Below are 23,466 nucleotides of genomic sequence, written 5' to 3'. Positions count from 1 at the left end.
CATGTCTATAAATGTTGATACAGTGTTGCATACGTTTTTGCAGCGGTTTCCCAACTAAAAATAGTTTGATTCATGCCGTCAGTTTGAGCTTGTTGCCACTGTTTAGGCATACTCCATAAGGTAAAGGCACGATTAATAGCCTGACGCAGAGAGCCTGGTGTCGCTTCATAGAAAACAAAACCAGTAGCTTGGTGATGTGCTAAATTTTCTAATGAACAATCATTAACCGTATCGGCTAATCCGCCCGTGTGTCTCACTAAAGGTAGGGCTCCATATTTCAAGCCATATAACTGAGTTAATCCACAAGGTTCAAAACGACTAGGCACCATAATCACATCAGCACCGGCGACAACTTGGTGTGAAAAACTTTCGTCATAACCAATATGAACCGCTACATTTTGAGGATACTGTTGTTGTGCGTGTAAAAATGCCGCTTCAAGGTGACTATCGCCAGTACCTAATAAAACAAACTGACCACCTTGTTCAACGATATCAGGAAGCGTTTCAATAACTAAATCGAGCCCTTTTTGCGAAGTTAAACGACTGACAGCCGCAAAAAGAGGAGCATTATTTTTGACAGGTAAACCACATTTTTTCTGTAATGCAGTTTTGTTTTCTAAACGCTTATTCAGGTTTTTAACATCATAACGACGTGTAATTAAGCTATCTGTTGCAGGATCCCAAATCGCCTCATCAACGCCATTTAAGATGCCACTTAATCGCTGTTCATAAGCACGTTGACGCAATAATCCCTCTAAACCGTAGCCAAATTCTTGAGTGGTTATCTCTTTGGCATAAGTTGGGCTGACTGTCGTAATGTGGTTAGCATAAAAAAGACCTGCTTTTAGGAATGAAATTTGTCCGTAATATTCCAGTCCATTAATTAAAAAACTGTAATCAGGTAATTCAAGTTGATGCAGATGATAAGGTGAGAATTCACCTTTATAAGCCAGATTATGAACAGTAAAAACAGATTTTGCTGAATAATGTTTAAATGCTAAATAGGCACAAGCAAGTCCTGCATGCCAATCATGGGCGTGAACAATATCAGCTCGCCATAAAGGATCTAATCCCGCTGATAATTCGCTTGCCACCCAACCTAATAAAGCAAAACGAAAGACATTATCACCATAAGGATGTTGATGTTGATCGTGATAAGGACTACCAGTACGTTGATAAAGATGAGGTGCATCAATAAGATAAATATCAACACCTTGGTATTGTCCATAAAGCAGAGAAATATTACCTGCAAAGGTATCGATATTAGTCACTAATTTGAGATCGGGGATATTATCTTTGATAGCAGGAAACGCGGGTATAACAACCCGCGCATCTAAACCTATCTTTTTTTGAGCTAAAGGCAAAGAACCCATAACATCCGCTAATCCCCCTGTTTTTAGCAGAGGGAATAGTTCAGAACAACAATGAAGGACATTCACGAAAATGCCTCCTCATTTTGAGGTTTTTGTTCTGCATTTGTTTCAGTTGGGTTTTCTTTTTCATTACGTGCGAGTTGCTCAAGCATTTCTCTTGTTACAAGCACAATACCTTCTTCAGTACGGTGGAAACGTGCAGCATCTTCTTCGGCATTCATCCCAATAACAGTACCTTCTGGAATAGTACAGCTACGCTCAATAATGCAGCGTTTTAAGTAGCAATGATGGCTCACCGTCACATCAGGTAAAATCACGGAATCTTCGATATGGCAGAAAGACTCAACGCGAACTAATGGGAATAAGATAGATGAATAGAGTGTTGATCCATTGATAATACAACCGTCAGCAATCAACGAGTTCATCATTTGTCCATGTTCACCGTGATTATCTTGGACAAATTTAGCTGGTGGTAATGGTGTCATAAAGGTGCGGATTGGCCAGTCTTTCGCATACATATCAAGCTCTGGTGTTACAGAGGCTAAATCAAGGTTAGCAGACCAATATGCTTCAATGGTTCCTACATCGCGCCAGTACGGTGGTACTGAAGGATCTGAACTGACACAAGAAAGTTCAAATGGGTGAGCAAGAACATCGCCACGTTCAGTGATTTTAGGAATGATATCTTGGCCAAAATCATGGTGTGAATTTGGATCACGACTATCTTCTTCTAATAAATCAAAGAGGTAATCTCTATCAACCACATAAATACCCATACTTGCTAATGAATGTTCAGGATCATTAGGAATACAAGGTGGGTTTGATGGTTTTTCTAAGAAATTGAGTACTCGACGATTTTCATCGATATCCATAATACCAAATTGGAATGCATCTTCTTTAGGAACACGAATACAAGCCACGGTGAATTTTGATTTGTTTTCAACGTGATCAAGTAATAAACGGGCGTAGTTCATTTTATAAATATGGTCACCAGCTAAAATAACGACATATTTTGCTTTGTAGCTACGAAGAATATCGAGGTTTTGATAGATAGCATCAGCGGTACCCATATACCAATGTTCGGTATTACAACGTTGCTGAGCCGGTAATAAATCAACAAACTCATTCATATCTTCGTTGAAGAATGACCAACCACGCTGAATATGTTGAACTAAAGAGTGTGACTGATATTGGGTAATTACACCAATACGACGGATCCCTGAGTTAAGACAGTTTGATAGCGTAAAGTCGATAATTCGAAATTTCCCACCAAAGAAAACCGCCGGTTTGGCACGTTTTGAAGTCAATGCTTTTAAGCGTGTACCACGACCTCCCGCTAAAATGAGTGCAATTGCCTCTTTAGGAAGTTGTTGTGCCAACATTAATTTTTGGCCTTGTTCTGTTGTCATCATAGTTATAGCACTCCAATCAAATTACTTAACTTGGGAGGAAATAATGGGTAATTTTTCAGTAGAAGACTGATTATAAAAAACGCTATTTCGCCAAAGGGTGATACTGTTAGGTTGTACTTCACAATGCTGAGATTGTGTTGGGTGACAATCAGGCCAGCTAGTCGTATCAAGCAAGCAAGACCAAGCCCCTTCAGGTAAAGAAAAAACAGCGCTGTTTCTTAATGGGTTAAACATTAAGATCCATTGTTGCGCTAAAAGAAGTTGTAATGGTGAGGGGGGAAGTTGTTGCCAATCTTCATGACTCATAGGTTGAGCATTCTGATTGAACCAAATGACATTTTGGCTATCTTCTTCCCACCATTTAAGCGAACTTAAAGGTGTAATTTGGTGACGTAATTCAATAAGGTGGCGAATGTAATCAGTTAAGTTGTAAGGCTGTTGAAACCATTTTATCCAACTGACTTTATTATCCTGACAATAAGCGTTGTTATTACCATATTGCGTATTACCCACTTCATCACCGGCGAGTAAATGAGGTGTTCCTCTAGAAAGCAGTAGCGTTGCCAGCATGTTCCTTGTTGCAAGCAATCTGTATTGATTTATTTTTTCGTCAACTATCAAACCTTCTTCACCAAAATTCACACTGTAATTGGTGTTGTGTCCATCTAGGTTTGATTCTCCATTCTCCTCGTTATGTTTATTCTGATAACTCACTAAATCCCGTAGTGTAAAGCCGTCGTGGCTAGTTATCATATTGACGCTAGAATAGGGCGGTCTGCCATTTTTGTGATACAGCTTTGCTGAGCCTGTAATATTGTCTGCAAATGTCGCAATAGAGACATCACGCCATAACCAAAAACGACGAATAACATCACGATAACTATCATTCCATTCTGTAAATGGAACAGGAAAATTACCGACTTGATAACCATCAGAGCCTAAGTCCCAAGGCTCTGCGATAAGTTTAATGCGTGACAATAGCGGATCTTGTCGAATAGCCGTCAATAGAGGTGATTGAGTATCAAAATAGGGAACCCGGCCAAGACTTGTCGCCAAATCAAAACGAAAACCATCAATATGAAATTCTGTCACCCAATAACGCAGGCAATCCATAACCCACTGCACCGTTTCTGGGCGACTTAAGTTGAGCGTATTACCACAACCCGTCCAATTTTGAGCTTTGTTTTCGTCGTTTAGCCAATAATAGCTTTGGTTATCAATACCACGTTGCGAAACAATATAACCTTCGAATTGATCACTTAATTCCGCTGTATGGTTAAATACCACATCTAAAATTACTTCAATATTGGCTTTATGTAGGCATCTTACGGCTTCTCGAAATTCATCAATAATATTGCGACCTGAATTAGAATAATACTGTGTCGATAAAGCGAAAGGCGCTAATACGTTATAACCCCAATAGTTTTTTAAACCGATTTTATGAAGATGAGGCTCTGTTAAATGATATTGAACCGGCAATAATTCTAATGCTGTAATACCCAATTTTTTTAGATGTGAAATAAAAGCAGGATGCCCTAATGCCGCATAAGTACCCTGCAATTTCTCAGGTATTTCTGGATGCAGTTTTGTCAGTCCTTTTACATGTCCTTCGTAAATAATGGTTTCTGACCACGGTGTATTTAAACGCTGATAAGTGCCTTTTTCTTTATAAGAATGGCAAAAACAGCCGCTATCATCTGTGATAACTGCTTTAGGTGTAATCGCACTATCATCATGCTCTAATGCATTAAAAACAGGAGAGGTGTAAGGTAATGTATTATCAACAATACCCGTCACCTGTTTTGCATAAGGATCTAATAATAGTTGCTGAGGTTGATAGAACAATCCTTGCTCAGGTTCCCATTCACCTTCTACACGATAACCATAATGTAAACCGGGCCCTGCACCGGGCAAATACCCATGCCAAATTGAACCAGTTTTACCCGGTAATGGGTAGCGGATCTCTTTGCCTGCTTTATCAAACAGGCAAAGAATGACTTTAGTGGCATTTTCACTAAAGAGTGTAAAATTTACTCCATAGGCATCATAATGACTGCCCATAGGAAAAGGGCGACCATAATCTAAAGACATATTAATCCTTCAATCTTAAATACAGCGTCGCAAGTGGGGGTAATGACAATGACAAGGAGTGAGGCTTGCCATTAAATGCACTTGCGGTTGTCTCTATTTCACCTAAATTTCCTACATTACTGCCGTTATAAAATTCAGAATCACTGTTGAGAATCTCTTGATAAGCGCCGGCTTTATTTACACCGACAACGTAGTTGTGATGAACAACTGGAGTGAAATTACTGATAACAATAATTTCATTGCCTTGTGCATCTTTACGGCAAAAAGCAAAGACGGAGTTATTGTGATCATCAACGATAAGCCACTCAAAGCCTTCACGTTCAAAATCACATTCATAAAGCGGAGCATTAGCTTGATAGGAAAAATTCAGATCTCGGACAAAGTGTTGAACACCTTGGTGCGGACTATTAGGCTCTTCAAGAAGATGCCAATCTAAGCTACTGTCGTGGTTCCATTCACGCCACTGTGCAAACTCACATCCCATAAATAGTAGTTTTTTGCCGGGATAAGCCCACATAAAGCCAAGATATGCACGTAAATTGGCAAATTTTTGCCAATCATCGCCCACCATGCGACCAATTAACGAACCTTTACCATGCACAAATTCATCGTGAGAAAGAGGTAGAACAAAGTTTTCGTTATAGGCATAGAGCATGCCAAAGGTCATTTGGTTGTGATGATATTTACGATAGATAGGATCACGTTGCATATAAGCTAACGTGTCATGCATCCAACCCATATTCCATTTGTAATTAAAACCTAAACCACCATCATCAGGCGGTAATGTCACACCTGGAAAATCGGTAGACTCTTCTGCAATTGTGATAGTACCTGGGCAAGTTGTACCCAGTAATTTATTAGTATGACGAATAAAATCAATGGCTTCTAAATTTTCACGTCCACCATGTTTATTGGGGATCCATTCGCCTTCTTTTCGGCTGTAATCACGATAAAGCATTGAAGCAACAGCATCGAAGCGAAAACCATCAAGCGCAAAATGCTCATGCCAATACAATAAATTACCAGAAAGGTAATTCAGCACTTCATTGCGGCCATAGTTATAAATCAAAGTATTCCAATCAGGATGAAAGCCTTCACGTCTATCTGCATATTCATAGAGTGATGTGCCATCAAAATTACGTAAACCGTAATCATCCTCAGGGAAATGACCAGGAACCCAATCTAATATGACTTTAATTTCTGCTTGATGCGCCGCTTCAATAAAGTCACGGAAATCCATAGGAGAGCCAAAGCGACGAGTTGGTGAATATAACCCTAACGGTTGATATCCCCATGAGCCATCAAAAGGATGCTCATTAATAGGGAGCAGTTCAATATGAGTAAAGCCCATCTCTTTAACATATGGAATTAACTGTTCAGCTAATTCGCGGTAACTTAACCAGCTTTGATTGTCAGTATGTCTACGCCATGAACCTAGATGAACTTCATAAATAGACATAGGTGCATTGCGTTGATTCGCTTGCTGACGCGATAGTGGCATCGGTTTGATTGGGGGTAATGTATTGATAATTGATGCAGTTTCAGGGCGTATTTGTGTTTCAAAAGCATAAGGATCAGCTTTTAATCGACGTTCACCATTCGCATCAAGAATAGAATATTTATAGCAATCACCAAGATGAGCCTGTGGAAGGAAAAGCTCCCATATTCCACTTTCACGACGTAATCGCATTGGAAAACGTCTTTCATCCCAGAATGAGAAATCGCCTACAACGCTTACACTTTTTGCGTTGGGTGCCCATACAGCAAAAGTAATACCATCAATATCCCCCAGTTTTGTAGGATGCGCGCCTAAACATTGGTAAGGGCGGGAGTGATGGCCTTGTGCTAAAAACCAAATATCCATTTCTTGCAATAAAATGCCAAATTGATAGGGATCATCAACGACACCTTGTGCATTTTCCCACGTTACATCTAAACAGTAACTAAAACGACGTTTACGTCGAGGGATAGCGCCACAGAAAAAGCCACTAGGATGCTTACGCTCTAGTGTTGCTACATTTCGACCGTTTTTTCTATCAATGACACTGACTGCAACTGCATCTGGTAAAAAAGCACGAACTTCTAAACCTGCCGAAGTTTCATGCATACCAAGAAGTGCAAAAGGATCAGACTCATATCCATTAATTAGTTTTTCTATTGCTTTTTTTGTCACAGCTACAGACATCTTATCGTCCTTCGTTGCCAGCAAATAAATTAATAAATTTTATATATAAATATCAGCATAGAACGTTAATTTAAGTTAAACAATAAGTGTTTATAACAGATTATTTAAAATCAAAATAATTTACATAGGTTAATGTACTTATTTATTGATTTTAATAGCTTGAATTTAAATAAATTTAATGGAGGAGGTAGAGGAAGATCGCGAATTATTAAAACAGCACGATTAGCGTTTTCACCTATTCATAAAAAGAATATTATCATTAGATATTTTTAATTAAATAGCTAGAAACTAGTTTTAAAAAATGTAATTAATAAGATTAGAATTGCTGTTTTTATGAAAAACAATCGCTTATTTCATTAGTAAAATTAACTTTTCTGTTGGGTAAGCCATTGTTCAAAATCAAGATGTGTTTTGGTTTTTTGTACACCTAATGGCGTTAAAGCGTAGTAACTCATCGGTGCAATTTGGATATCTGGAAATAACACTTTTAAATTACCGCTATTTATTTCATTCGATAAAATCGAAATAGGGCCAATGCCGAGACCTAATCCTTCAATAATTGCTTGCAGAGAAATATGAAAGTGATCAAAGCGATAGTGGCGTGAGAATGAGCGCTGAGTATTGAGATGAGTCGCGTTTAACCATTGTTGCCAATGTCCGGGACGAGTAAGTGTATCGATAACAGGGCAGCCAAAAACATCCTCAGGCTCGGTGACGCTGTAACGTTTTAAGAGTTTTTCAGAAGCAATTAAACAATGTTTATCCTCTAAAAAAACAATAGATGAATACTCTTGTTGCTGAGATTGAGGACGAATTATCAGATCATCATGACTAATCAAATGAAATCGCTCGCTATTTGCAGAAGCAATTTGGATATTTGCATTAGGATATTGAAGATAAAAATCCTCCATTCGCGGAATAAGCCATTTTAAACAAAGTGTTGTCGGAACACTGATATTTAAAATATCGTTTTTTCCGCCATTACCATACCGAAAACCAATATCATTTAATTTATCAAAAACTTCACTCAATTCTTGCGCCAACGTCAATGCATAGGGGGTGGGCACTCGACGTAAACCTTGTTTATTAAATAAAGTAACGCCAAACCATTTTTCTATAACTTGAATATGACGACTAATTGCACCATGAGTGACACATAATGTTTGTGCGGCTTCAGTATAACTTTGGCTATGGCAAGCGACTAAGAAAGCTCGTAATGAAGGCAATGGAGGAAGATTTCTCATTATAATTTTCTCACTATGGTTTACGCATCATAAATAAAACGGGCTTTCTGATTAAAACTCACAATATCGTGACATTTTATCACAGGTAAAAATAAAGAAGGTGGGTATGATACAGCATCTTTAACTTATTGAACTTAAAGGATGATAATGAGTTTTATCGCGGTTATTTTGCTGGCAGTATTTTCTGGTGTGATCAGTGGCGTTGTAGGTACGGGCTCTTCTATTTTATTAATCCCAGCGTTGACCTATGTTTTTGGTGCTAAAGAAGCTGTACCTATTATGGCGTTAGCTTCAGTGATGGGAAATTTATCGCGTATTTATTTATGGCGTCACAGCATTCGCTTTAAACCACTATTTTATTACCTATTACCGGGTATTCCTGCCGTGGTTCTTGGCGCTAATACATTATGGATAATGCCAGAGAAATGGCTAAATATTGGTATAGGAATGTTTTTCATATTGATGATCCCCGTGATCCACTTATTACGCAAACATCAAATCAAAATGAAAACTTACCAAGTTATTATTGCTGGCGCGGTTATTGGCTATTTAACGGGGGTTGTATTTTCTACAGGACCATTAACTATTCCTATATTTTCTGCATATGGTCTGACACTAGGACCATTACTTGCGACGGAAGCTGCTGCTTCATTTGTTATTTATCTCACTAAAGCCTTAACTTTTAGCCAACTAGGTGCGGTTAATAGCTTTATCTTAATTAGTGGTGCATTAGTGGGCTGTGGTTTAACTGTAGGAAACTATCTTGGTAAAAAACTGGTCTTAAAACTAACACCAAAACTTTTCCAATGGCTGTTAGATGCTATGCTGATTTTTGCTGGTGGCTCACTGCTTTTTAATGGCATTTATTCTTAATAAAAATGGCTGTATTAACAGCCTTTACTTTAGTTATTATCTGATAAATAAGGTATTAATAAAGTTTGTGAAATATCAGCAAATGGCATCAATTCATTAACGCTGGCTCCCGCTCTTGCTCTCAAAGAAATTGAATGTAAAAGAGCAACTACACCCAATGCAATGGTGTGAACATCCGTTCCTTCTTTTAATTCACCTGCTTCTAACGCTTCTTGTAAGGCATCTTCAACTTGCTGAGTTTGCGCGTTAATGACTTGATTTAACATCATTCTTATTGCCGGATCTTCAACTTCAGTCACCGCTGTTGAAAGCACCATACAGCCTGTTAATCCTTCACTATCCGTATAAAAATGGATAGCTGAAATCAGATAGCGCTTTACTCTTTCTGTCACTTTATCTCGAGCTGATTGTTTTTCAAGTTCATGTCGATAACGCGTGGAAGCAATATGATTAAAGCGCTCAATCGCTTTTTCATATAATGCCGCTTTATTGCCAAATGCAGCATAAAGGCTAGGCTTATTCATTTGTGTTTCAATGACTAAGTCATCCATAGATGTTGCTGTAAATCCTTTACGCCAAAATAATGCCATTATTTTTTCAAGTGCAGCATCACTATCATAACGGCGAGGGCGACCTTTCTTTTTCATTTTGTACCATTTAGTAAGAAATATATTTACTCAGTATAAAACAAATGCCATTATTTTACTAATCAGTACAAAATAGGAAAATCAAATGAGTCATAATGAAATGCTGTATGGAAAGAATATGCCTTCAATCATTAAGCTTGTTGAAGAAGGGCGTGAGCAACAAGTCAAACCTCTTAAAGTTGGTATCTTTGTTTGTCCTGGCTTTATGCCTATGGATATTAATGGTGCTCAATCAGTATTTACTATTGCAAGTGCAGAAATCTATTTTATTTGGAAAAAGAAAGAGTTAGTTGAAGGCTATATTGGTTGGCCGACAATGCCAACCATGACTTTTGAGGAGTGCCCAGACGATCTTGATGTATTAGTGGTTGGAATGGTACCACCAGAAATTGTTGAGGATGAACAAACATTGGCATTCTTTGCCAAAATGGGTAATAAAACTCGTTATGTCATTGGTACATGTTATGGCTCTTTAGTTTTGGGTGCGGCTGGATTATTAAAAGGTAAGAGAGCAACCAGTAATTCGAATGTCGTTCCGATGTTACCGGATATGGGTGCCATCGCAGTAGAGGGAAGCGAGGTTGTTATTGATGGCAATATTTATACCTCGGGGCCAGCAACTGGCTCATTCGACGCTTCATTATTAGTATTAGAACAACTGTTAGGTACCTCTTTTGCTCAATTAGTTGAATTAGCAATTGAGTATGATCCTCATCCTCCTTTTGGTACAGGCTCACCTACTTTAGCGGGGCCAGAAATGACTGCTATTTCACAAAGCCTAACCGCTAATTTAAATGCTCAATTTCATCAAGCCGCACTTAATGGACTTAAAAAACACCGCTAATTTAAGTTAATTAACGTTAGAATAAGGAAATAAATATTGATGTTTACCTAAACTGTTTTATTTCAATTTCGGAGTATTACAATGACAGAATACGAAAAAATGGTATCAGGTCATCTTTATCATGCCAGTAAAGATGATAGTTTAGAACCACTTAGAGTAAAAGCGCGTGAAATTATTTATGATTTTAATATGACGCGTCCTTCTGACGTTGAAAAGAGAAAGGTATATTTAAAACAGCTTTTAGGAAAAACAGGAAATAATTTTACTATTGAGCCACCATTTCATTGTGACTATGGCCAGTTAATTGAAATTGGCGAAGCGTTTTACGCTAATTTTAATTTAACGATATTAGATTGTGCATCTGTAAAAATTGGACACAATGTGATGTGTGCACCTAATGTCAGCATTTTAACTGCAACTCATCCTATTGATCCTGAAATACGCAGTAGTGAACTTGAATATGCATTACCTATTACTATCGGCAATTCGGTATGGTTAGGTGCAGGATGTATTATTTTACCTGGTGTAACTATTGGGGATAACTGCGTTATTGGTGCGGGCAGTGTAGTAACAAAATCTATTCCCGCTAATTGTGTTGCCGTTGGCAATCCTTGTCGTGTAATAAGGCAAATTAGTGATAAGGATAAACAAGACGCTGAAAAAAGACTTAGCCTTTATTAATATTTAAAAAATAGGCTCAAGAAACACGATGAGCCTATTCATACAATTGCTTTTATTCTTTAATAAAGCTGAGATAGTTAAAGAGCGATTTAAAGCCAAATTTACGGTATAGCGCTAAACCATCTGCTGATGCATCTAAGAAGCAACGTTCAACGCCTTGTTCGCGGCAAAACTCTAAAACATGCTTAATCAAATGTGTCGCATAACCATTACCTTGATAGGCAATATCTGTCCCAATATCATCAAAACGCGCTAATTTATCGTGCAGTGTTAACGTTAATGAAGAAACTGGCTGACCATCAACTAATAACGCGTAATGGAAGATAGCAGCGCCATTATCTAATGCTTTCTGGTGATAACGAATATACTCATTAACAATCGTATCATCACTATCATCTCCCACAGGGAACGCCGTTTTTAATGGATGAGCCCACTGTTCAAGGTTGTGATTAGTTAAAATAATATCGCAAGGATTATTTTTATAAGAAGGGAATACTGCTTCAGATAATGTTAAATACATTGCGGTTGTCATACCATCACCGGTATAACCTGCATTTTTTATTATCTCTTCAAATTCAGGTAATAATGACTCAGGTAATACCAAAATATGATTTTTTTTCTGCGAAGTAAAAAGGGTACTGGCTTGCTGGAATGAGCTTTCTGTTGCACCTTGGCGCAAATAAATAAAGTTAAAAATGGCAGCATCCATTGGTGTCATAAAGCAGTGAGTATGATCACCAATACGAATATTATTTTCACAAATTTCTGACCAAAAGGCTTTTTCTACTATTTTAAATTCTTTATACAGTTGTGCATCCATAATGGTTCTCTAGCTGAATCGTGATACGCGATAAGGCGTTAATAGAGGTTCTGCTTTTTCGTAAATAAGCTCTTGTGCAACTAATTCACATAATAAAGGTGACAATGTCACGATAGCGTGCATAGTAACAAGATATAATCCCTGATAAGGAGATACTTCTCCAATAATTGGCATTTCATCTTTAGGCATAGGTCTTTCACCAACAGCAACCTGTTTTATTATTAGTTTACCTGTTTGTGTAAAATTATCATAAAAAGTCGCTTGTGCATGACATGCAATACGCTCAGGGTGATGTTCATCACTATTATCAATGTAATCTTCAGCTGCAATAATCTCATTTTGAGCAAAGTGGCGTAACTCCATTTCTGGTGTGGAGATGATGCAAGGTAAAAAAGGGCGTTCTGCATCCGTCGTTAGTTTGAGTAAAATACTTGGCGATGAATATAAAGGTAAATCAATATCTTTTTCAGATAACAACGCTAAAGCACCAACACCTATAGAATAATGGTTTTGATAAATATAATCTTTTTTATCCTCTCGCTTTTCGTGCTAATCAACTTATTAAATACGAATAAAAACACTTATTTTTCATAAAATTAATGAGTGAGGCAGTTTTAATTTTAAAAGTAACATATCGCTCAAGAACACAAAAAGAATAATGAACCATAACACAAAATAAACAATAGGCTATTGCATCTGAATTTAAATCATAATGCAGTTTATAGTTCCATAAAAAGTATATTTTTTAGATATTAAGTTTGTATAAATTTTAATTTCAGCATCAAACTATAACGCGCAATCGAAACAGTTTTTCAATCTAAAATTTAACATTAAAAAGGACTTATAAACTGCTTTTAACACTAAAAAGCAGAACAATTTACTTATCTTTTGTTTGTGTAAAGATTATTGTTTTACAAAAAAATTATTATGGATATGATAGCTCACATATTCAGCATGTTATTTTTTTAAAAAAGGCGTCGTATGTTAGAAAGTATCGGTATTTCAAATATTTGGACATACCTTTTAGGCGTTATTTTTATTACTTTAGTACCAGGTCCAAACTCGATTTTCGTCCTTACTTCCAGCGCGAAGCATGGCGTAAAAGGGGGGTATAAAGCCGCTCTTGGTGTTTTTACGGGTGATGCATTATTAATCTTTTTGGCATTTTTGGGGGTTGCTTCATTAGTCAAGACTTCACCCGTCTTCTTTATTGTCATTAAATATGCTGGTGCTCTTTACTTAACCTATTTAGGGTTGAAAACGTTATATGCAACGTTTCAAAAGAAAAAAGAAACACCAGAGCAAGTAGCTGAAGTAACAGTAAAAGCAAAAGATGGTCTTTATGTTAAGGCGTTATTTTTAAGTATGCTTAACCCAAAAATGATCATTTTTTATGTTTCTTTCTTTATTCAGTTTATCGATCCTAAATATGAAAATGCAGGTGTTCCATTCTTTGTATTAGGTGCGATTTTAGAAACATGCAGTATGCTTTATTTATCAGTTCTTATTTTTGGCGGTGTTGCTATTACTAATAAGGTAAAACATAACAAACGGTTAGCTTCATTATCAAATAGTTGTATTGGTGCAGTGTTCTTACTTTTTGGCGCCAAACTGGCATTAACTGCATAGTCTTTATTTAAACTAAAAAGCCACTTTCGAAAGTGGCTTTTTTTTGCGACAAATAAATGACTATCTCTATCCCAATAGATTATTTAATAACGATCTCTAATATTGAGTTGTAGGTTTCTGTTTTAATCACTTTATTAATTTTTAAATCCGCTTGATCGAGTAAAGCAATAAATTCTGCCTCTGTACGTTCACCTGATTCAGGAAAAGCACACATACAGAGAAGATCCATATATTTCGCCATATCAGGTACATTCTTTTTAAAAATAACCGGTTCAATAATAAGTATTTTTGAGTTGGGTTTCATTGCGTTGCGGAAATTTTTAAAAATTTTAATAACACTTTCATCATCCCAGTCATGAATAATATATTTTATTAAATAAATATCAGATTCGGGGTACTCTCCAAATAAATCTCCTGATATTAAACTCCATCGACTATCATTATTTAATTCAGTCAACAACGTTCTTTCCAACACATGAGGCCTATCAAATAATTGGCCCTTTAAAGTCGGATTTTCTTTTAATACGTTTAATAACAGTCCTCCCAATCCGCCAGCAATATCTGTAATGGTTACATTTTCAGGAAATTCATAATGTTTTATAATAAAATAATTTTCTATCTTGGAAAGTGAGCTCATGCCTGATTGAAAATCATGATCTTTTCTTACATTATCTTGCCAATATTGATAAAAGCTTATGCCATAAAGATTTTCAAAGGCTGGATTACCTTGCACGGACTCAGTGATATCACCGACAGGGCCCCACAGTGTCTCATTTGTCAGCATTAAAATGGCATCACGTAAGCTATATTCATGATCACTTAATAAAAAAGCGCCCATAGGAGTAAGTGAGTAACTTTGATTTTCTAATTCATAAAATATTTTCTCAGAGGCTAACATTCTTAATATTCTATTTAATGCAGATGGTGATGAATTTGTTTTTTCTGCTAATTCACCCACATTTTTAGAACCGTTTTTTAATAAATCCGCGATATTTAATTTTACTGCAACTCTTAATGCAGCAGGAATAGTAAAGCTCATTGCTTTCTTCATTACTGCCAGTGCATCGGCTTTGTTTTGTAAATTGAGTGTATAATTTTTCATATTAAATCCTGTAATTACAGAATAATTAAGAATTGACCTAAGTAAAAACTCAAATAAAGTATAGGTGGAAATTTCAATTTGGTATTTTTATATTTCTATAATCTTTAATATTAAATATAAAATTATAGTTTTTAAATGTGATGATATTTTTAATTAACTACCTTTTGCTAAAAAAGACAATTAATCTATTTTGCTAAACATAACCTTTGTTACCTATGATAAAAAACAGAAAGTTCAGAAATAAAGCAAGAAATGGAGTGCGTGGTACACTTGTTTTCACGTTATACTGACATAAATATTCTATTTAATTTAAGTTAACTTATGCACTTTCAGTATGGCGAAACAGAGATAAACACATTAAAAAAATGTGATAAACGTTTAGCGGAACTCATTGAAAGAATGGGAAAAATTAAACGTTTATTAACACCTGATCTATTTACAGCATTAGTTAAAAACATTATTGAACAACAAATTTCGGTTTCTGCGGCCATAACCGTTAATCAGCGGTTGCTCGAATTATGTGAAGGTATTTACACGCCAGAACGCATTGCAAAACTATCGGAGCAAGAGATACAACAGTGTGGCATGACAATGCGTAAAGCAGGTTATATTATCGGTATTGCTGAAGCCGTCATTTCAGGAAAATTAAATTTAAATAAAATCCCTAATATGACAGATAAAGAGGTTATTGATACTTTAATTCAATTAAAAGGTATTGGGGTTTGGACTGCCGAAATGTTATTAATTTCCTCACTTAATCGCCCAGATATTTTAAGTTGGGGAGATTTGGCTATTCAACGCGGGATCATGCGCCTTTATCGTCATAAAACATTAGATAAAACACGCTTCGAACGTTACCGAAAACGTTATTCACCTTATGGTTCTACCGCGTCGCTTTATCTATGGGCATTATCGAAAGAGACAGAGTAATTAAGCAATAAACGGAGTTCTTTGTTCATTATGTTTTTCAATAATAGCCATAATTCCGCATTCAAAGGACTACCATAATGGAAAATAAACATAATCAACTTATTGAGCAAGCTTGCCGTTTTATTGAAAAAAATAACGGTGATGTGTCGCTTACCTGCATTGCAGAGCATGTTATGGCAAGTCCGTATTATTTTCATCGCTTATTTAAATCAACGATGGGGATCACGCCAAAAGATTATGCTAATGCTTATCGCCAAAAATTAATAAAAAAAGCATTAGCTCAAGATGGCAGTATTACAGATGCGATTTATCAATCAGGCTTCAATGCCAATAGCCGTTTCTATGAGAATGCAACAGCAATATTAGGAATGACGCCAACAAATTGGCGTACAGGTGCTAAGAATATTGCTATCTTTTTTGCTATTGCTCAGTGCTCTTTGGGCAGTATTCTCGTGGCGCAAAGTGAAAAAGGAATTTGCGCCATTATGTTAGGGGATGATGCCGAGCTGTTATTAGAAGACTTACAAAAACAATTCCCTCTGGCTGAATTAATTGGCGCAAATGAAGAATTTGAGCAAGTCATAGCACAAGTCATCGGTTTTATTGAATTACCCAAACAACCCTTATCTTTACCTCTTGATATCCAAGGTACTGTATTTCAACAAAAAGTTTGGCGGGCATTATTAGATATTCCTTTTGGTAGCACAATGACTTACCAAGAAATAGCAGAAAAAATTGGAGCACCTAAGGCATATCGCGCAGTCGCTAATGCCTGTGCAGCTAATAAACTTGCAGTTGCTATTCCATGCCATCGTGTTATTCGACAAAATGGTGAATTATCTGGCTACCGTTGGGGGATTGAGCGTAAGGCTAAGTTGCTTCAGACGGAGGCATTAAATAACTCACCAACGGACAAAAAAAATAAAAAGTAGTTTTATTGCATGATAAGATAATCAGCAAGTTATTAATAAATTTATGAGTCAATATTATGTCGGTAGTACCAACAGAAATTACTTTTTTTGAACGTTTAATTCCTTCCATTCTTGAAGAAAAAAAAGTGATTACTATCCGAGATGAAAGTGAAAGTGATTACAAGCCAGGAAGCATTGTTGAATTATTTGCTAATGAACATCGTACTCATTATGGAAAATTGAAAATCATAGCGGTGTCGCCTTTACATTATGATGATATCAATGAGTATCATGCACAGCAGGAAGGTATGACACTTCCAGTTCTGAAAGCACTTATCAAAGATATTTACCCGGCAACGCAATCTTTATATCTGATTGAATATCAGTTGGTAAAATAAGAACAAATAAAAAAGGATCACATTGTGATCCTTTTACTTAAACAAAATCTCACCTATCTTAAATTAACTTAAGTAATTGCTTTAGCTGGTTAATTTCTAATTTCCATTGCACCTGCAAAGCAGGTTTTTGATGATTAGTTTTACGCGCTAAATCAGCCTCTAATTTCTCTTCTAGCTCAATTAACTTAAAGAGTTTTTCATCATCATCATGTGAAATCAATGGAGCTGATGGGATATCCTGCAAATTATTAAATTTATTCATTAGCAAAGTTTCAGGCATTTCTTTTTCTGAAATAAGCTGATAAATGGCTTCTATATCATGATGTTCTGTTAAAACACCGTTGTGAATATACCAAAAACGATTACAGCTGTTTTCAATCAACTCCCTATCATGGCTAACTAATAGAACACCACCAGGAAATTGACTAATTTGCTCAGCTAATGCCTTTTTACCTTCCATATCAATATGGTTTGTAGGTTCATCCAACATTAATAAAGAATAGTTTGCTAAACTCAAACCAACGAATAATAAACGTGCTCGTTCACCACCGCTTAAAGTACTCACTTTCTGCCCATGACGCGTATAAACAAAGCCAGCACTAATAAGTGCCATTTTTCTCTGTTCATCCGTTAATGGTGCAAACGGTTTTAATGCATCAGAAAGGGTATCATTATCAATTAATTGCGCAATTTTTTGATCGTAATAACCCAGTTCAACTCGGGGGTGTAGCTTTATTGCATTTTGTTCACTTATTTCAGCTAAACTTAATGACCAAATCATCTTTAATAATGATGATTTGCCTGTTCCATTGGCACCAATTATTGCTACTCGATCACCACTTTTTATACGCTGATTTTCAACAGTATATAAAATAGGGGCATTTTCAGCAGGAATAACAGCAAGTTGATTTAATTCGCAGAGCCTATCAGCTCGTAATGCCGTTCCAGAAAACTGTAGTACCCATTGATTTCCAACCGTCACTTCAGTTTGTTCATCTTTTAAACGAACAATATGTTTTTCCATCTGTTTGGCTTTACGAGATAAATTCTCGTTATCATAAACGTGCCCCCATATTGCGAGTTGCTTCGCACTTTGGGCTATTCTATCTATCTCTTTTTGTTGCGCATCATGACGGTGTTGCGCACTAATATCTTGCTCTTCTTGTGCAATTCGAGCTTGAGAGCAGGGTAATCGAAAGATAGATAGCGATTTATCACGAATGATCCATGTACAATTCGTCACGTTGTCTAATAACGTATTATCATGTGAAACCAAAATGAAGCTACCACGCCACTGCTTTAAAAATGTTTCCAACCATAAAATAGTGGGTAAATCGAGGTGGTTACTTGGTTCATCAAGTAATAATAAATCAGGCTCAATAATTAACGCTCTCGCTAATAATAAACGAGTATGTTGACCACCACTTAATTGCGAAACGAGTAGATCTTTTTCGTGAAGTTTAAATCCCATTTCATTCAGCAATAACTCAGCTCGCCAACCTTCAGATAATCTGTATTCTTCTGGTAATTTATGAAGTACAGCATCCATTAAAGTCATTGACTGTAATTTAGCGGGTAAGTGCTGTTCTATATATGCCATAACCGTTTGATTAGCGACGGAAATAGCACCTGAACTTGGTGATAATTGATGTGAAAGTAATTTTAATAAAGTACTTTTTCCACAACCGTTATAACCAATTAAACCAATCTTCTCGCCTTTAATCAGTGCTAAAGAAATATCGTTTAATAATAAACCGTGATTATTATGGAAAGAGAGATTTTGTGTAGATAATAATGTGCTCATAGCTTACTCATTTTTTAGGCATAATAATGCCTTGGGTAATATCAAGCGATAACCCTGTAAGCTGAGGAGAGGTAATAGTTAACGTCGCTCAGGCAGGTTAACGCAGTAAAATACTGTGAGAGCCTGAGCTGTGGCGATTACCAAAGAAGTGTGAGTATTCAATAAGATCACACAAAAACATAATTAGCCTCCTTCTCTAAGTTTAAAAGTTAATCGGTAATAAAATTCTATCAAGATATAATTCCGATATGCAATCCTGTAAGAAAAACAAAAGGTGTCATTTTGTGTGAAAGCCCGCAATTTAAGCGGGCTTAAGATAATTATGAATAAATAAAGAACACATTTATTGGTCATAAATCTATAAGATTGCTCTATTGTGCCGAAACAGGTAAATACTTCCGCAGTTTAATTGCTGTCAACAACACTCCCGTTGCAACAGCAATACCAACAATATTAGTGCTTTGCCAACCGATTAAATAGAAAGCAACACCACCAGTAATACTTCCTTTCAGGCTTAAGGCTAAGATCTTTTTCTACCTTATGACAATAGAATTGTTATCGTTATTGAGCCGTTATATATTGAAATAGTGACGTTTTAACACTCTAAATCATAGAATTTCATCATTTTATCGTAATTTTTCCCAGATAAGAACTATCTACCTACATTGGGGGTTTTTATCATGATATATTGCTACCTATTCGCTATAGCTGTCCTATAAAAGGTTAGAAAATGAGTAAATTAAGAGTCGCTATTATTTTTGGTGGTAAATCCACAGAACATCAAGTTTCATTACAGTCAGCAAAAAACATTATTAATGAATTAGATCGAACGAAATTCGACCTTTGCTTAATCGGTATTAATGAACAAGGTCAGTGGCATGAATATTCAGAAACTGACTATTTACTAAATAGCGATAATCCTAAAACCATTTCATTAAGCAATCCTTTAAGAGCAGTTGCTATTATTCCTGGTAGTGTAAAAGGCCAATTTATTTCACTTGAAGATGGTCAAGCGTTACCTCAAATCGATGTTGTATTCCCAATTGTTCATGGTGCGTACGGTGAAGATGGTACACTTCAAGGCTTGTTACATATGATTGATATGCCTTATGTAGGACCAAATATCATGAGTTCAGCAGCTTGTATGGATAAAGATATTACTAAACGTCTGCTTGATGGTGCAGGATTAGCTATTGCTCCATTTATTACCATTATGGCGCATCAAGTTAATGACATTCCTTACAACGAAATGGTTCGTCAATTAGGACTTCCTTTATTTATTAAACCAGCGAACTTAGGTTCTTCTGTAGGAATTAGCAAAGTTAATAATGAAGAAGAGTTTAACGCGGCATTAGAAATGGCCTTTGAGTACGATCTTAAAGTGATTGTTGAAAGTGCGATTGTGGGCCGTGAAATAGAGTGTGCTGTTTTAGGTAATGAAGCTCCAGAAGTTAGCCCTTGTGGTGAAATCGTGTTAAACGATTCTTTCTATGCTTATAACACAAAATATATTGATGAAGATGGTGCTAAAGTCGTTGTTCCAGCAGTAATGGATGAAAATACGAGTTTGCATATTCGCCAAGTTGCTTTAAAAGCATACCGTGTTCTTAATTGCTTAGGTATGGCTCGTGTTGATGTGTTCTTAACACAAGATAATCGTGTTGTGATTAATGAAATAAACACACTACCTGGTTTTACCAATATCAGTATGTATCCAAAATTATGGCAAAGTGCAGGTTTAGGTTATCAATCATTAATTACTAAATTAATTGAGTTAGCACTAGATCACCATAGAAAGACGGCAGTTTTAAAAACAAAGTGTGAGCTTTAATTAATATATAAAAAGTGAGAGCCTGATGAAAATTACACACCTTGACCATCTGGTATTAACTGTTGCTGATATTCAGATAACCTGTGATTTTTATCACCGTGTATTAGGCTTTAGCATTATTACGTTTAAAGAAGGGCGCAAAGCTCTCACTTTTGGTTCTCAAAAAATAAATCTTCATCAAATGGGAAAAGAGTTTCTTCCCAAAGCGGCAAAACCAACCGCAGGTTCGGCTGATTTATGTTTTCTAACACAAACACCATTATCAGAGATTATTGAGCATTTAAATCAACAGGGTGTAAAAATAGAAGAAGGGCCCGTTCCTAGAACGGGTGCAACTGGCGCAATTATGTCGGTTTATTTTCGTGATCCTGATAATAACTTGCTCGAAGTTGCCAATTTAATTGAAGAGTAAAACACGCTAAATATGGTTATTTAGCGTGTTTTTAGTTTTAAATATTTGATTTTAATTAGGCATATTTTCTTGAACCAGCAACACAAGAAATAACGCCAATAAAGAGCTATGTAAAAAGAGGGCGATACGTGCACTTTATTGTATTCCTACACTGCATAATCCAATGGGATGGGTATTAACATTAAAACAGCGACAACAATTAATTACTTTGGCGAGAAAATACCATTTTTTATCTTAAACTTGTATTGTCAGTTTCACATTTAAAATCAACATAATCAGAAGGTATTGCTACATCCTCAGTGATCCACGCTGTTAAGTAATTTAGAGCACCAGAAAAATAGCTATCTCGTCCCTGATAAATAAAAAGCATCTGTTTCCACCAAGGCCATTGATTCTCTAATTGATAATTAAAGAACGGTGCTTTTAATAAGCTATGTGAGGCATTAGGGAATAGGGCAACGGTTTTATCTACATGTTTTCCTAATAGGGTTTTATATAAACATGCATTTTTTGATGCATCGACATTAAGATCTAACTCACCAAACAGAGCCAGTACTCGTCCATTCATATGAGGTAAATCTTTAGATGAATCACTTAAATAGTTTTGGATGACAAAATAGAAGCGATCATCAGACATATCTCCCTGAGCTGAAATATCATGGCTGCCATTAATGCCAAATACACGATCATTTTGTTGCAGTTGCTCTGAGACTCTTCGAGTAATTTCCTTATCATCAACATCGTCGGCTTTTAAACGCACTTGGTGATAGTAAGCACCTTGAGCTCGCCAGTTTACAGCACCACCAATAATAACGGAAAAATCAGGTTTAGATTGTGTCGCTGCAATAGGGATAACCCATCCAGCCTGCGAAAACCCTAAATAACCTACTTTAATATCAGTATGGATAAATTTCTTTTGAATAAGCTGTAAGGCTATTTGTGCTTCATCTGCTCTATCTTGCATAGATTGAAGCAACCAATTTCCTTGGCTTTCGCCCACACCAGCTTTATCCCATGTATACACACCAATGCCTGCATCCAACAAACTATTAACTAATGGTAAATATCCACTATTAGAAAAGCGATCTTGAGCGCCATCGCCATGAATAAAAATAGCAACAGCTTTTATGTTGTTCTGATCCGGTAAAATTAATGTTCCAGATAAAGTATCTGTTTTAGAAACAAAACTAATCGGTGTTATCACTGATGCATGATCATCCAATTCAAAATCAGAATACTGACCACCACTAATGATAATTACAAAAATAAGTGTGATAAGCCCCGAATAAAACCAAATTGATTTGAAACATTTTTTCATAGCTTGAAAAATCCATGATGGGTATAGCCCTGTAAGTATTATAAATAAATCATTTATGACCATATTTATATAATATGTATTAATTAGACTCATTAGTCTAATTAATTGAAGTGATTTTATTAAAATTTGCTTAAATAGAAACTGGTAAGAGGAGTTTCTTATTAAAGTGAAATTAATTAGACATTTTTAATAAAAATGCCTCAGTACGAAAAAAAACAAATAATAGAATACGACCACTATTTTACTTAATTTTTTTGTAAATGATATTTATTGTTAAAGAAAAAAGATATTGAGTTATCACTTTTTTAAATTTGTATTAAATAAATATTTTCTCTAAACAAAGTACAAGTATAATTACTAAAGGTTAAACATTTCAATCCAAATTGGACTATCTGAAATAGAGCTATTTTGAGTTGTCTTCACGTAATTGTCATATAAGAAATTTTGCTAAACTGATAAAGAACTTACTTTGTTTTTATCTTTTAAATTAAGTAGTAAAGGAATGAAGTAAATATCTTTAGCGATATTTTTAATCAAAAAATGGACGGTGTGATGAAAAAACTTATCCTATTCGGTGCAATATCTGGCGGTATACTATTTTGGTCTATACATTTACAAGCAGATAATTTCGATTGTCGGAATGCTGCGACTCAGACTGAAATTAACCAATGTGTATATCAAGATTTTCAGCAAAAAGATGAAGAACTTAACCATATTTATCAACAATATTATGCCAAATTAGAAGGTGATCGAAAGGATCAACTTAAACAAGCCCAGTTAGTTTGGATTAACTTTAGAGACCTCTCTTGTCAATATGAAGCTGACTATTATCAAGGTGGTAGTTTAGCCCCAATGGTATATAGCAGTTGTTTAAAAGATAAAACAAAAGAAAGAATTAGCGATCTTAAAAATTACATTGCTCTATATTAAAGCGAAACATTAAATCTAAAAAATATGAATA

At 35.9% G+C, this 23,466-nt stretch carries 21 protein-coding genes; 10 read left to right on the top strand and 11 right to left on the bottom strand.

The window, feature by feature from the left end:
* Positions 1-5: 5 nt before the first annotated feature.
* From glgA to C0T34_RS00500, 5 genes are all read right to left on the bottom strand, one after another.
* Complete coding sequence (gene glgA, locus C0T34_RS00520; protein ID WP_109849507.1) at positions 6-1,439, bottom strand: glycogen synthase GlgA; 1,434 nt, start codon at positions 1,437-1,439, stop codon at positions 6-8.
* The gene (gene glgC, locus C0T34_RS00515) at positions 1,436-2,785 is read right to left on the bottom strand and encodes a glucose-1-phosphate adenylyltransferase (protein WP_109849506.1); all 1,350 of its coding nucleotides are present in this window, start codon (positions 2,783-2,785) and stop codon (positions 1,436-1,438) included. The genes glgA and glgC overlap by 4 nt, the downstream gene beginning before the upstream one ends.
* A 21-nt stretch (positions 2,786-2,806) precedes the next feature.
* Positions 2,807-4,876, bottom strand: coding sequence for a glycogen debranching protein GlgX (gene glgX / locus C0T34_RS00510; RefSeq protein WP_109849505.1), 2,070 nt, complete (start codon positions 4,874-4,876; stop codon positions 2,807-2,809).
* 1 nt (position 4,877) lies between these two features.
* Complete coding sequence (gene glgB / locus C0T34_RS00505) at positions 4,878-7,061, bottom strand: 1,4-alpha-glucan branching protein GlgB (protein WP_109849504.1); 2,184 nt, start codon at positions 7,059-7,061, stop codon at positions 4,878-4,880.
* A 365-nt stretch (positions 7,062-7,426) separates the two neighbouring features.
* Complete coding sequence (locus C0T34_RS00500) at positions 7,427-8,305, bottom strand: LysR substrate-binding domain-containing protein (protein WP_204100971.1); 879 nt, start codon at positions 8,303-8,305, stop codon at positions 7,427-7,429.
* A gap of 147 nt (positions 8,306-8,452) precedes the next feature.
* On the opposite strand from C0T34_RS00500, the gene C0T34_RS00495 reads away from it, so the two are divergent.
* Positions 8,453-9,178, top strand: coding sequence for a sulfite exporter TauE/SafE family protein (locus C0T34_RS00495; RefSeq protein ID WP_306423612.1), 726 nt, complete (start codon positions 8,453-8,455; stop codon positions 9,176-9,178).
* Positions 9,179-9,207: 29 nt separating this feature from the next.
* Here the strand turns inward: C0T34_RS00495 and C0T34_RS00490 are convergent, their stop codons facing one another.
* The gene (locus C0T34_RS00490) at positions 9,208-9,825 is read right to left on the bottom strand and encodes a TetR/AcrR family transcriptional regulator (RefSeq protein ID WP_109849501.1); all 618 of its coding nucleotides are present in this window, start codon (positions 9,823-9,825) and stop codon (positions 9,208-9,210) included.
* An 85-nt stretch (positions 9,826-9,910) separates the two neighbouring features.
* On the opposite strand from C0T34_RS00490, the gene C0T34_RS00485 reads away from it, so the two are divergent.
* A complete protein-coding gene (locus C0T34_RS00485; protein WP_109420030.1) occupies positions 9,911-10,669 on the top strand; it encodes a DJ-1/PfpI family protein in 759 nt (252 codons plus the stop codon).
* Positions 10,670-10,750: 81 nt separating this feature from the next.
* Positions 10,751-11,350, top strand: a complete 600-nt coding sequence (locus C0T34_RS00480; protein WP_098942821.1) for a sugar O-acetyltransferase — start codon at positions 10,751-10,753, stop codon at positions 11,348-11,350.
* 52 nt (positions 11,351-11,402) lie between these two features.
* Here C0T34_RS00480 and C0T34_RS00475 read toward each other — a convergent pair whose 3' ends face one another.
* The gene (locus C0T34_RS00475) at positions 11,403-12,170 is read right to left on the bottom strand and encodes a GNAT family N-acetyltransferase (RefSeq protein WP_109849500.1); all 768 of its coding nucleotides are present in this window, start codon (positions 12,168-12,170) and stop codon (positions 11,403-11,405) included.
* A gap of 9 nt (positions 12,171-12,179) precedes the next feature.
* On the bottom strand, positions 12,180-12,647 hold the full coding sequence (locus C0T34_RS18270; protein ID WP_098942825.1) for an FAD-binding oxidoreductase: 468 nt from the start codon (positions 12,645-12,647) through the stop codon (positions 12,180-12,182).
* Positions 12,648-13,151: 504 nt separating this feature from the next.
* On the opposite strand from C0T34_RS18270, the gene leuE reads away from it, so the two are divergent.
* Positions 13,152-13,799 (top strand): leucine efflux protein LeuE, encoded by a 648-nt coding sequence (gene leuE / locus C0T34_RS00465; protein WP_109393784.1) that lies wholly within the window; start codon positions 13,152-13,154, stop codon positions 13,797-13,799.
* Between the two features lie 79 nt (positions 13,800-13,878).
* Here the strand turns inward: leuE and C0T34_RS00460 are convergent, their stop codons facing one another.
* Positions 13,879-14,901 carry an ArsR family transcriptional regulator gene (locus tag C0T34_RS00460; RefSeq protein WP_231039352.1) on the bottom strand — a complete coding sequence of 341 codons (1,023 nt, stop codon included), beginning with the start codon at positions 14,899-14,901 and terminating at the stop codon, positions 13,879-13,881.
* A 321-nt stretch (positions 14,902-15,222) separates the two neighbouring features.
* On the opposite strand from C0T34_RS00460, the gene C0T34_RS00455 reads away from it, so the two are divergent.
* The 3 genes from C0T34_RS00455 (at position 15,223) to yqfB (ending at position 17,140) form a co-directional block, all read left to right on the top strand.
* Positions 15,223-15,831, top strand: a complete 609-nt coding sequence (locus tag C0T34_RS00455; protein ID WP_098942829.1) for a DNA-3-methyladenine glycosylase — start codon at positions 15,223-15,225, stop codon at positions 15,829-15,831.
* Positions 15,832-15,908: 77 nt separating this feature from the next.
* The gene (ada, locus tag C0T34_RS00450; RefSeq protein WP_098942831.1) at positions 15,909-16,763 is read left to right on the top strand and encodes a bifunctional DNA-binding transcriptional regulator/O6-methylguanine-DNA methyltransferase Ada; all 855 of its coding nucleotides are present in this window, start codon (positions 15,909-15,911) and stop codon (positions 16,761-16,763) included.
* A gap of 56 nt (positions 16,764-16,819) precedes the next feature.
* On the top strand, positions 16,820-17,140 hold the full coding sequence (gene yqfB / locus C0T34_RS00445; RefSeq protein WP_098942833.1) for a N(4)-acetylcytidine aminohydrolase: 321 nt from the start codon (positions 16,820-16,822) through the stop codon (positions 17,138-17,140).
* 58 nt (positions 17,141-17,198) lie between these two features.
* Here the strand turns inward: yqfB and C0T34_RS00440 are convergent, their stop codons facing one another.
* Positions 17,199-18,944, bottom strand: coding sequence for an ABC-F family ATP-binding cassette domain-containing protein (locus C0T34_RS00440; protein WP_109849499.1), 1,746 nt, complete (start codon positions 18,942-18,944; stop codon positions 17,199-17,201).
* A gap of 730 nt (positions 18,945-19,674) precedes the next feature.
* Between C0T34_RS00440 and ddlA the strand changes: the two genes are divergently transcribed.
* Positions 19,675-20,775, top strand: a complete 1,101-nt coding sequence (ddlA, locus tag C0T34_RS00435) for a D-alanine--D-alanine ligase (protein WP_098942837.1) — start codon at positions 19,675-19,677, stop codon at positions 20,773-20,775.
* A 25-nt stretch (positions 20,776-20,800) separates the two neighbouring features.
* Complete coding sequence (locus C0T34_RS00430; protein WP_098942839.1) at positions 20,801-21,187, top strand: VOC family protein; 387 nt, start codon at positions 20,801-20,803, stop codon at positions 21,185-21,187.
* Positions 21,188-21,416: 229 nt separating this feature from the next.
* Here C0T34_RS00430 and C0T34_RS00425 read toward each other — a convergent pair whose 3' ends face one another.
* Entirely contained in the window at positions 21,417-22,505 is a 1,089-nt protein-coding gene (locus C0T34_RS00425) for an alpha/beta hydrolase (protein ID WP_162556799.1), read from the bottom strand.
* Between the two features lie 552 nt (positions 22,506-23,057).
* On the opposite strand from C0T34_RS00425, the gene C0T34_RS00420 reads away from it, so the two are divergent.
* Positions 23,058-23,435 (top strand): lysozyme inhibitor LprI family protein, encoded by a 378-nt coding sequence (locus C0T34_RS00420; RefSeq protein ID WP_226892293.1) that lies wholly within the window; start codon positions 23,058-23,060, stop codon positions 23,433-23,435.
* Positions 23,436-23,466 lie beyond the last annotated feature (31 nt).

This window comes from Proteus sp. CA142267, assembly GCF_003336825.1.
Classification (GTDB): domain Bacteria; phylum Pseudomonadota; class Gammaproteobacteria; order Enterobacterales; family Enterobacteriaceae; genus Proteus; species Proteus terrae.
This window is presented reverse-complemented; position numbering and strand designations above follow the sequence as displayed.

What these genes read in the sequence shown, in the direction of transcription:
- glgC (WP_109849506.1), bottom strand. Translation starts at nt 2,785, where the DNA reads ATGATGACAACAGAACAAGGCCAAAAATTAATGTTGGCACAACAACTT.
- glgX (WP_109849505.1), bottom strand. Translation starts at nt 4,876, where the DNA reads ATGTCTTTAGATTATGGTCGCCCTTTTCCTATGGGCAGTCATTATGAT.
- glgB (WP_109849504.1), bottom strand. Translation starts at nt 7,061, where the DNA reads ATGTCTGTAGCTGTGACAAAAAAAGCAATAGAAAAACTAATTAATGGA.
- C0T34_RS00500 (WP_204100971.1), bottom strand. Translation starts at nt 8,305, where the DNA reads ATGAGAAATCTTCCTCCATTGCCTTCATTACGAGCTTTCTTAGTCGCT.
- C0T34_RS00495 (WP_306423612.1), top strand. Translation starts at nt 8,453, where the DNA reads ATGAGTTTTATCGCGGTTATTTTGCTGGCAGTATTTTCTGGTGTGATC.
- C0T34_RS00490 (WP_109849501.1), bottom strand. Translation starts at nt 9,825, where the DNA reads ATGAAAAAGAAAGGTCGCCCTCGCCGTTATGATAGTGATGCTGCACTT.
- C0T34_RS00485 (WP_109420030.1), top strand. Translation starts at nt 9,911, where the DNA reads ATGAGTCATAATGAAATGCTGTATGGAAAGAATATGCCTTCAATCATT.
- C0T34_RS00480 (WP_098942821.1), top strand. Translation starts at nt 10,751, where the DNA reads ATGACAGAATACGAAAAAATGGTATCAGGTCATCTTTATCATGCCAGT.
- C0T34_RS00475 (WP_109849500.1), bottom strand. Translation starts at nt 12,170, where the DNA reads ATGGATGCACAACTGTATAAAGAATTTAAAATAGTAGAAAAAGCCTTT.
- leuE (WP_109393784.1), top strand. Translation starts at nt 13,152, where the DNA reads ATGTTAGAAAGTATCGGTATTTCAAATATTTGGACATACCTTTTAGGC.
- C0T34_RS00460 (WP_231039352.1), bottom strand. Translation starts at nt 14,901, where the DNA reads ATGAAAAATTATACACTCAATTTACAAAACAAAGCCGATGCACTGGCA.
- C0T34_RS00455 (WP_098942829.1), top strand. Translation starts at nt 15,223, where the DNA reads ATGCACTTTCAGTATGGCGAAACAGAGATAAACACATTAAAAAAATGT.
- ada (WP_098942831.1), top strand. Translation starts at nt 15,909, where the DNA reads ATGGAAAATAAACATAATCAACTTATTGAGCAAGCTTGCCGTTTTATT.
- yqfB (WP_098942833.1), top strand. Translation starts at nt 16,820, where the DNA reads ATGTCGGTAGTACCAACAGAAATTACTTTTTTTGAACGTTTAATTCCT.
- C0T34_RS00440 (WP_109849499.1), bottom strand. Translation starts at nt 18,944, where the DNA reads ATGAGCACATTATTATCTACACAAAATCTCTCTTTCCATAATAATCAC.
- ddlA (WP_098942837.1), top strand. Translation starts at nt 19,675, where the DNA reads ATGAGTAAATTAAGAGTCGCTATTATTTTTGGTGGTAAATCCACAGAA.
- C0T34_RS00430 (WP_098942839.1), top strand. Translation starts at nt 20,801, where the DNA reads ATGAAAATTACACACCTTGACCATCTGGTATTAACTGTTGCTGATATT.
- C0T34_RS00425 (WP_162556799.1), bottom strand. Translation starts at nt 22,505, where the DNA reads ATGAAAAAATGTTTCAAATCAATTTGGTTTTATTCGGGGCTTATCACA.
- C0T34_RS00420 (WP_226892293.1), top strand. Translation starts at nt 23,058, where the DNA reads ATGAAAAAACTTATCCTATTCGGTGCAATATCTGGCGGTATACTATTT.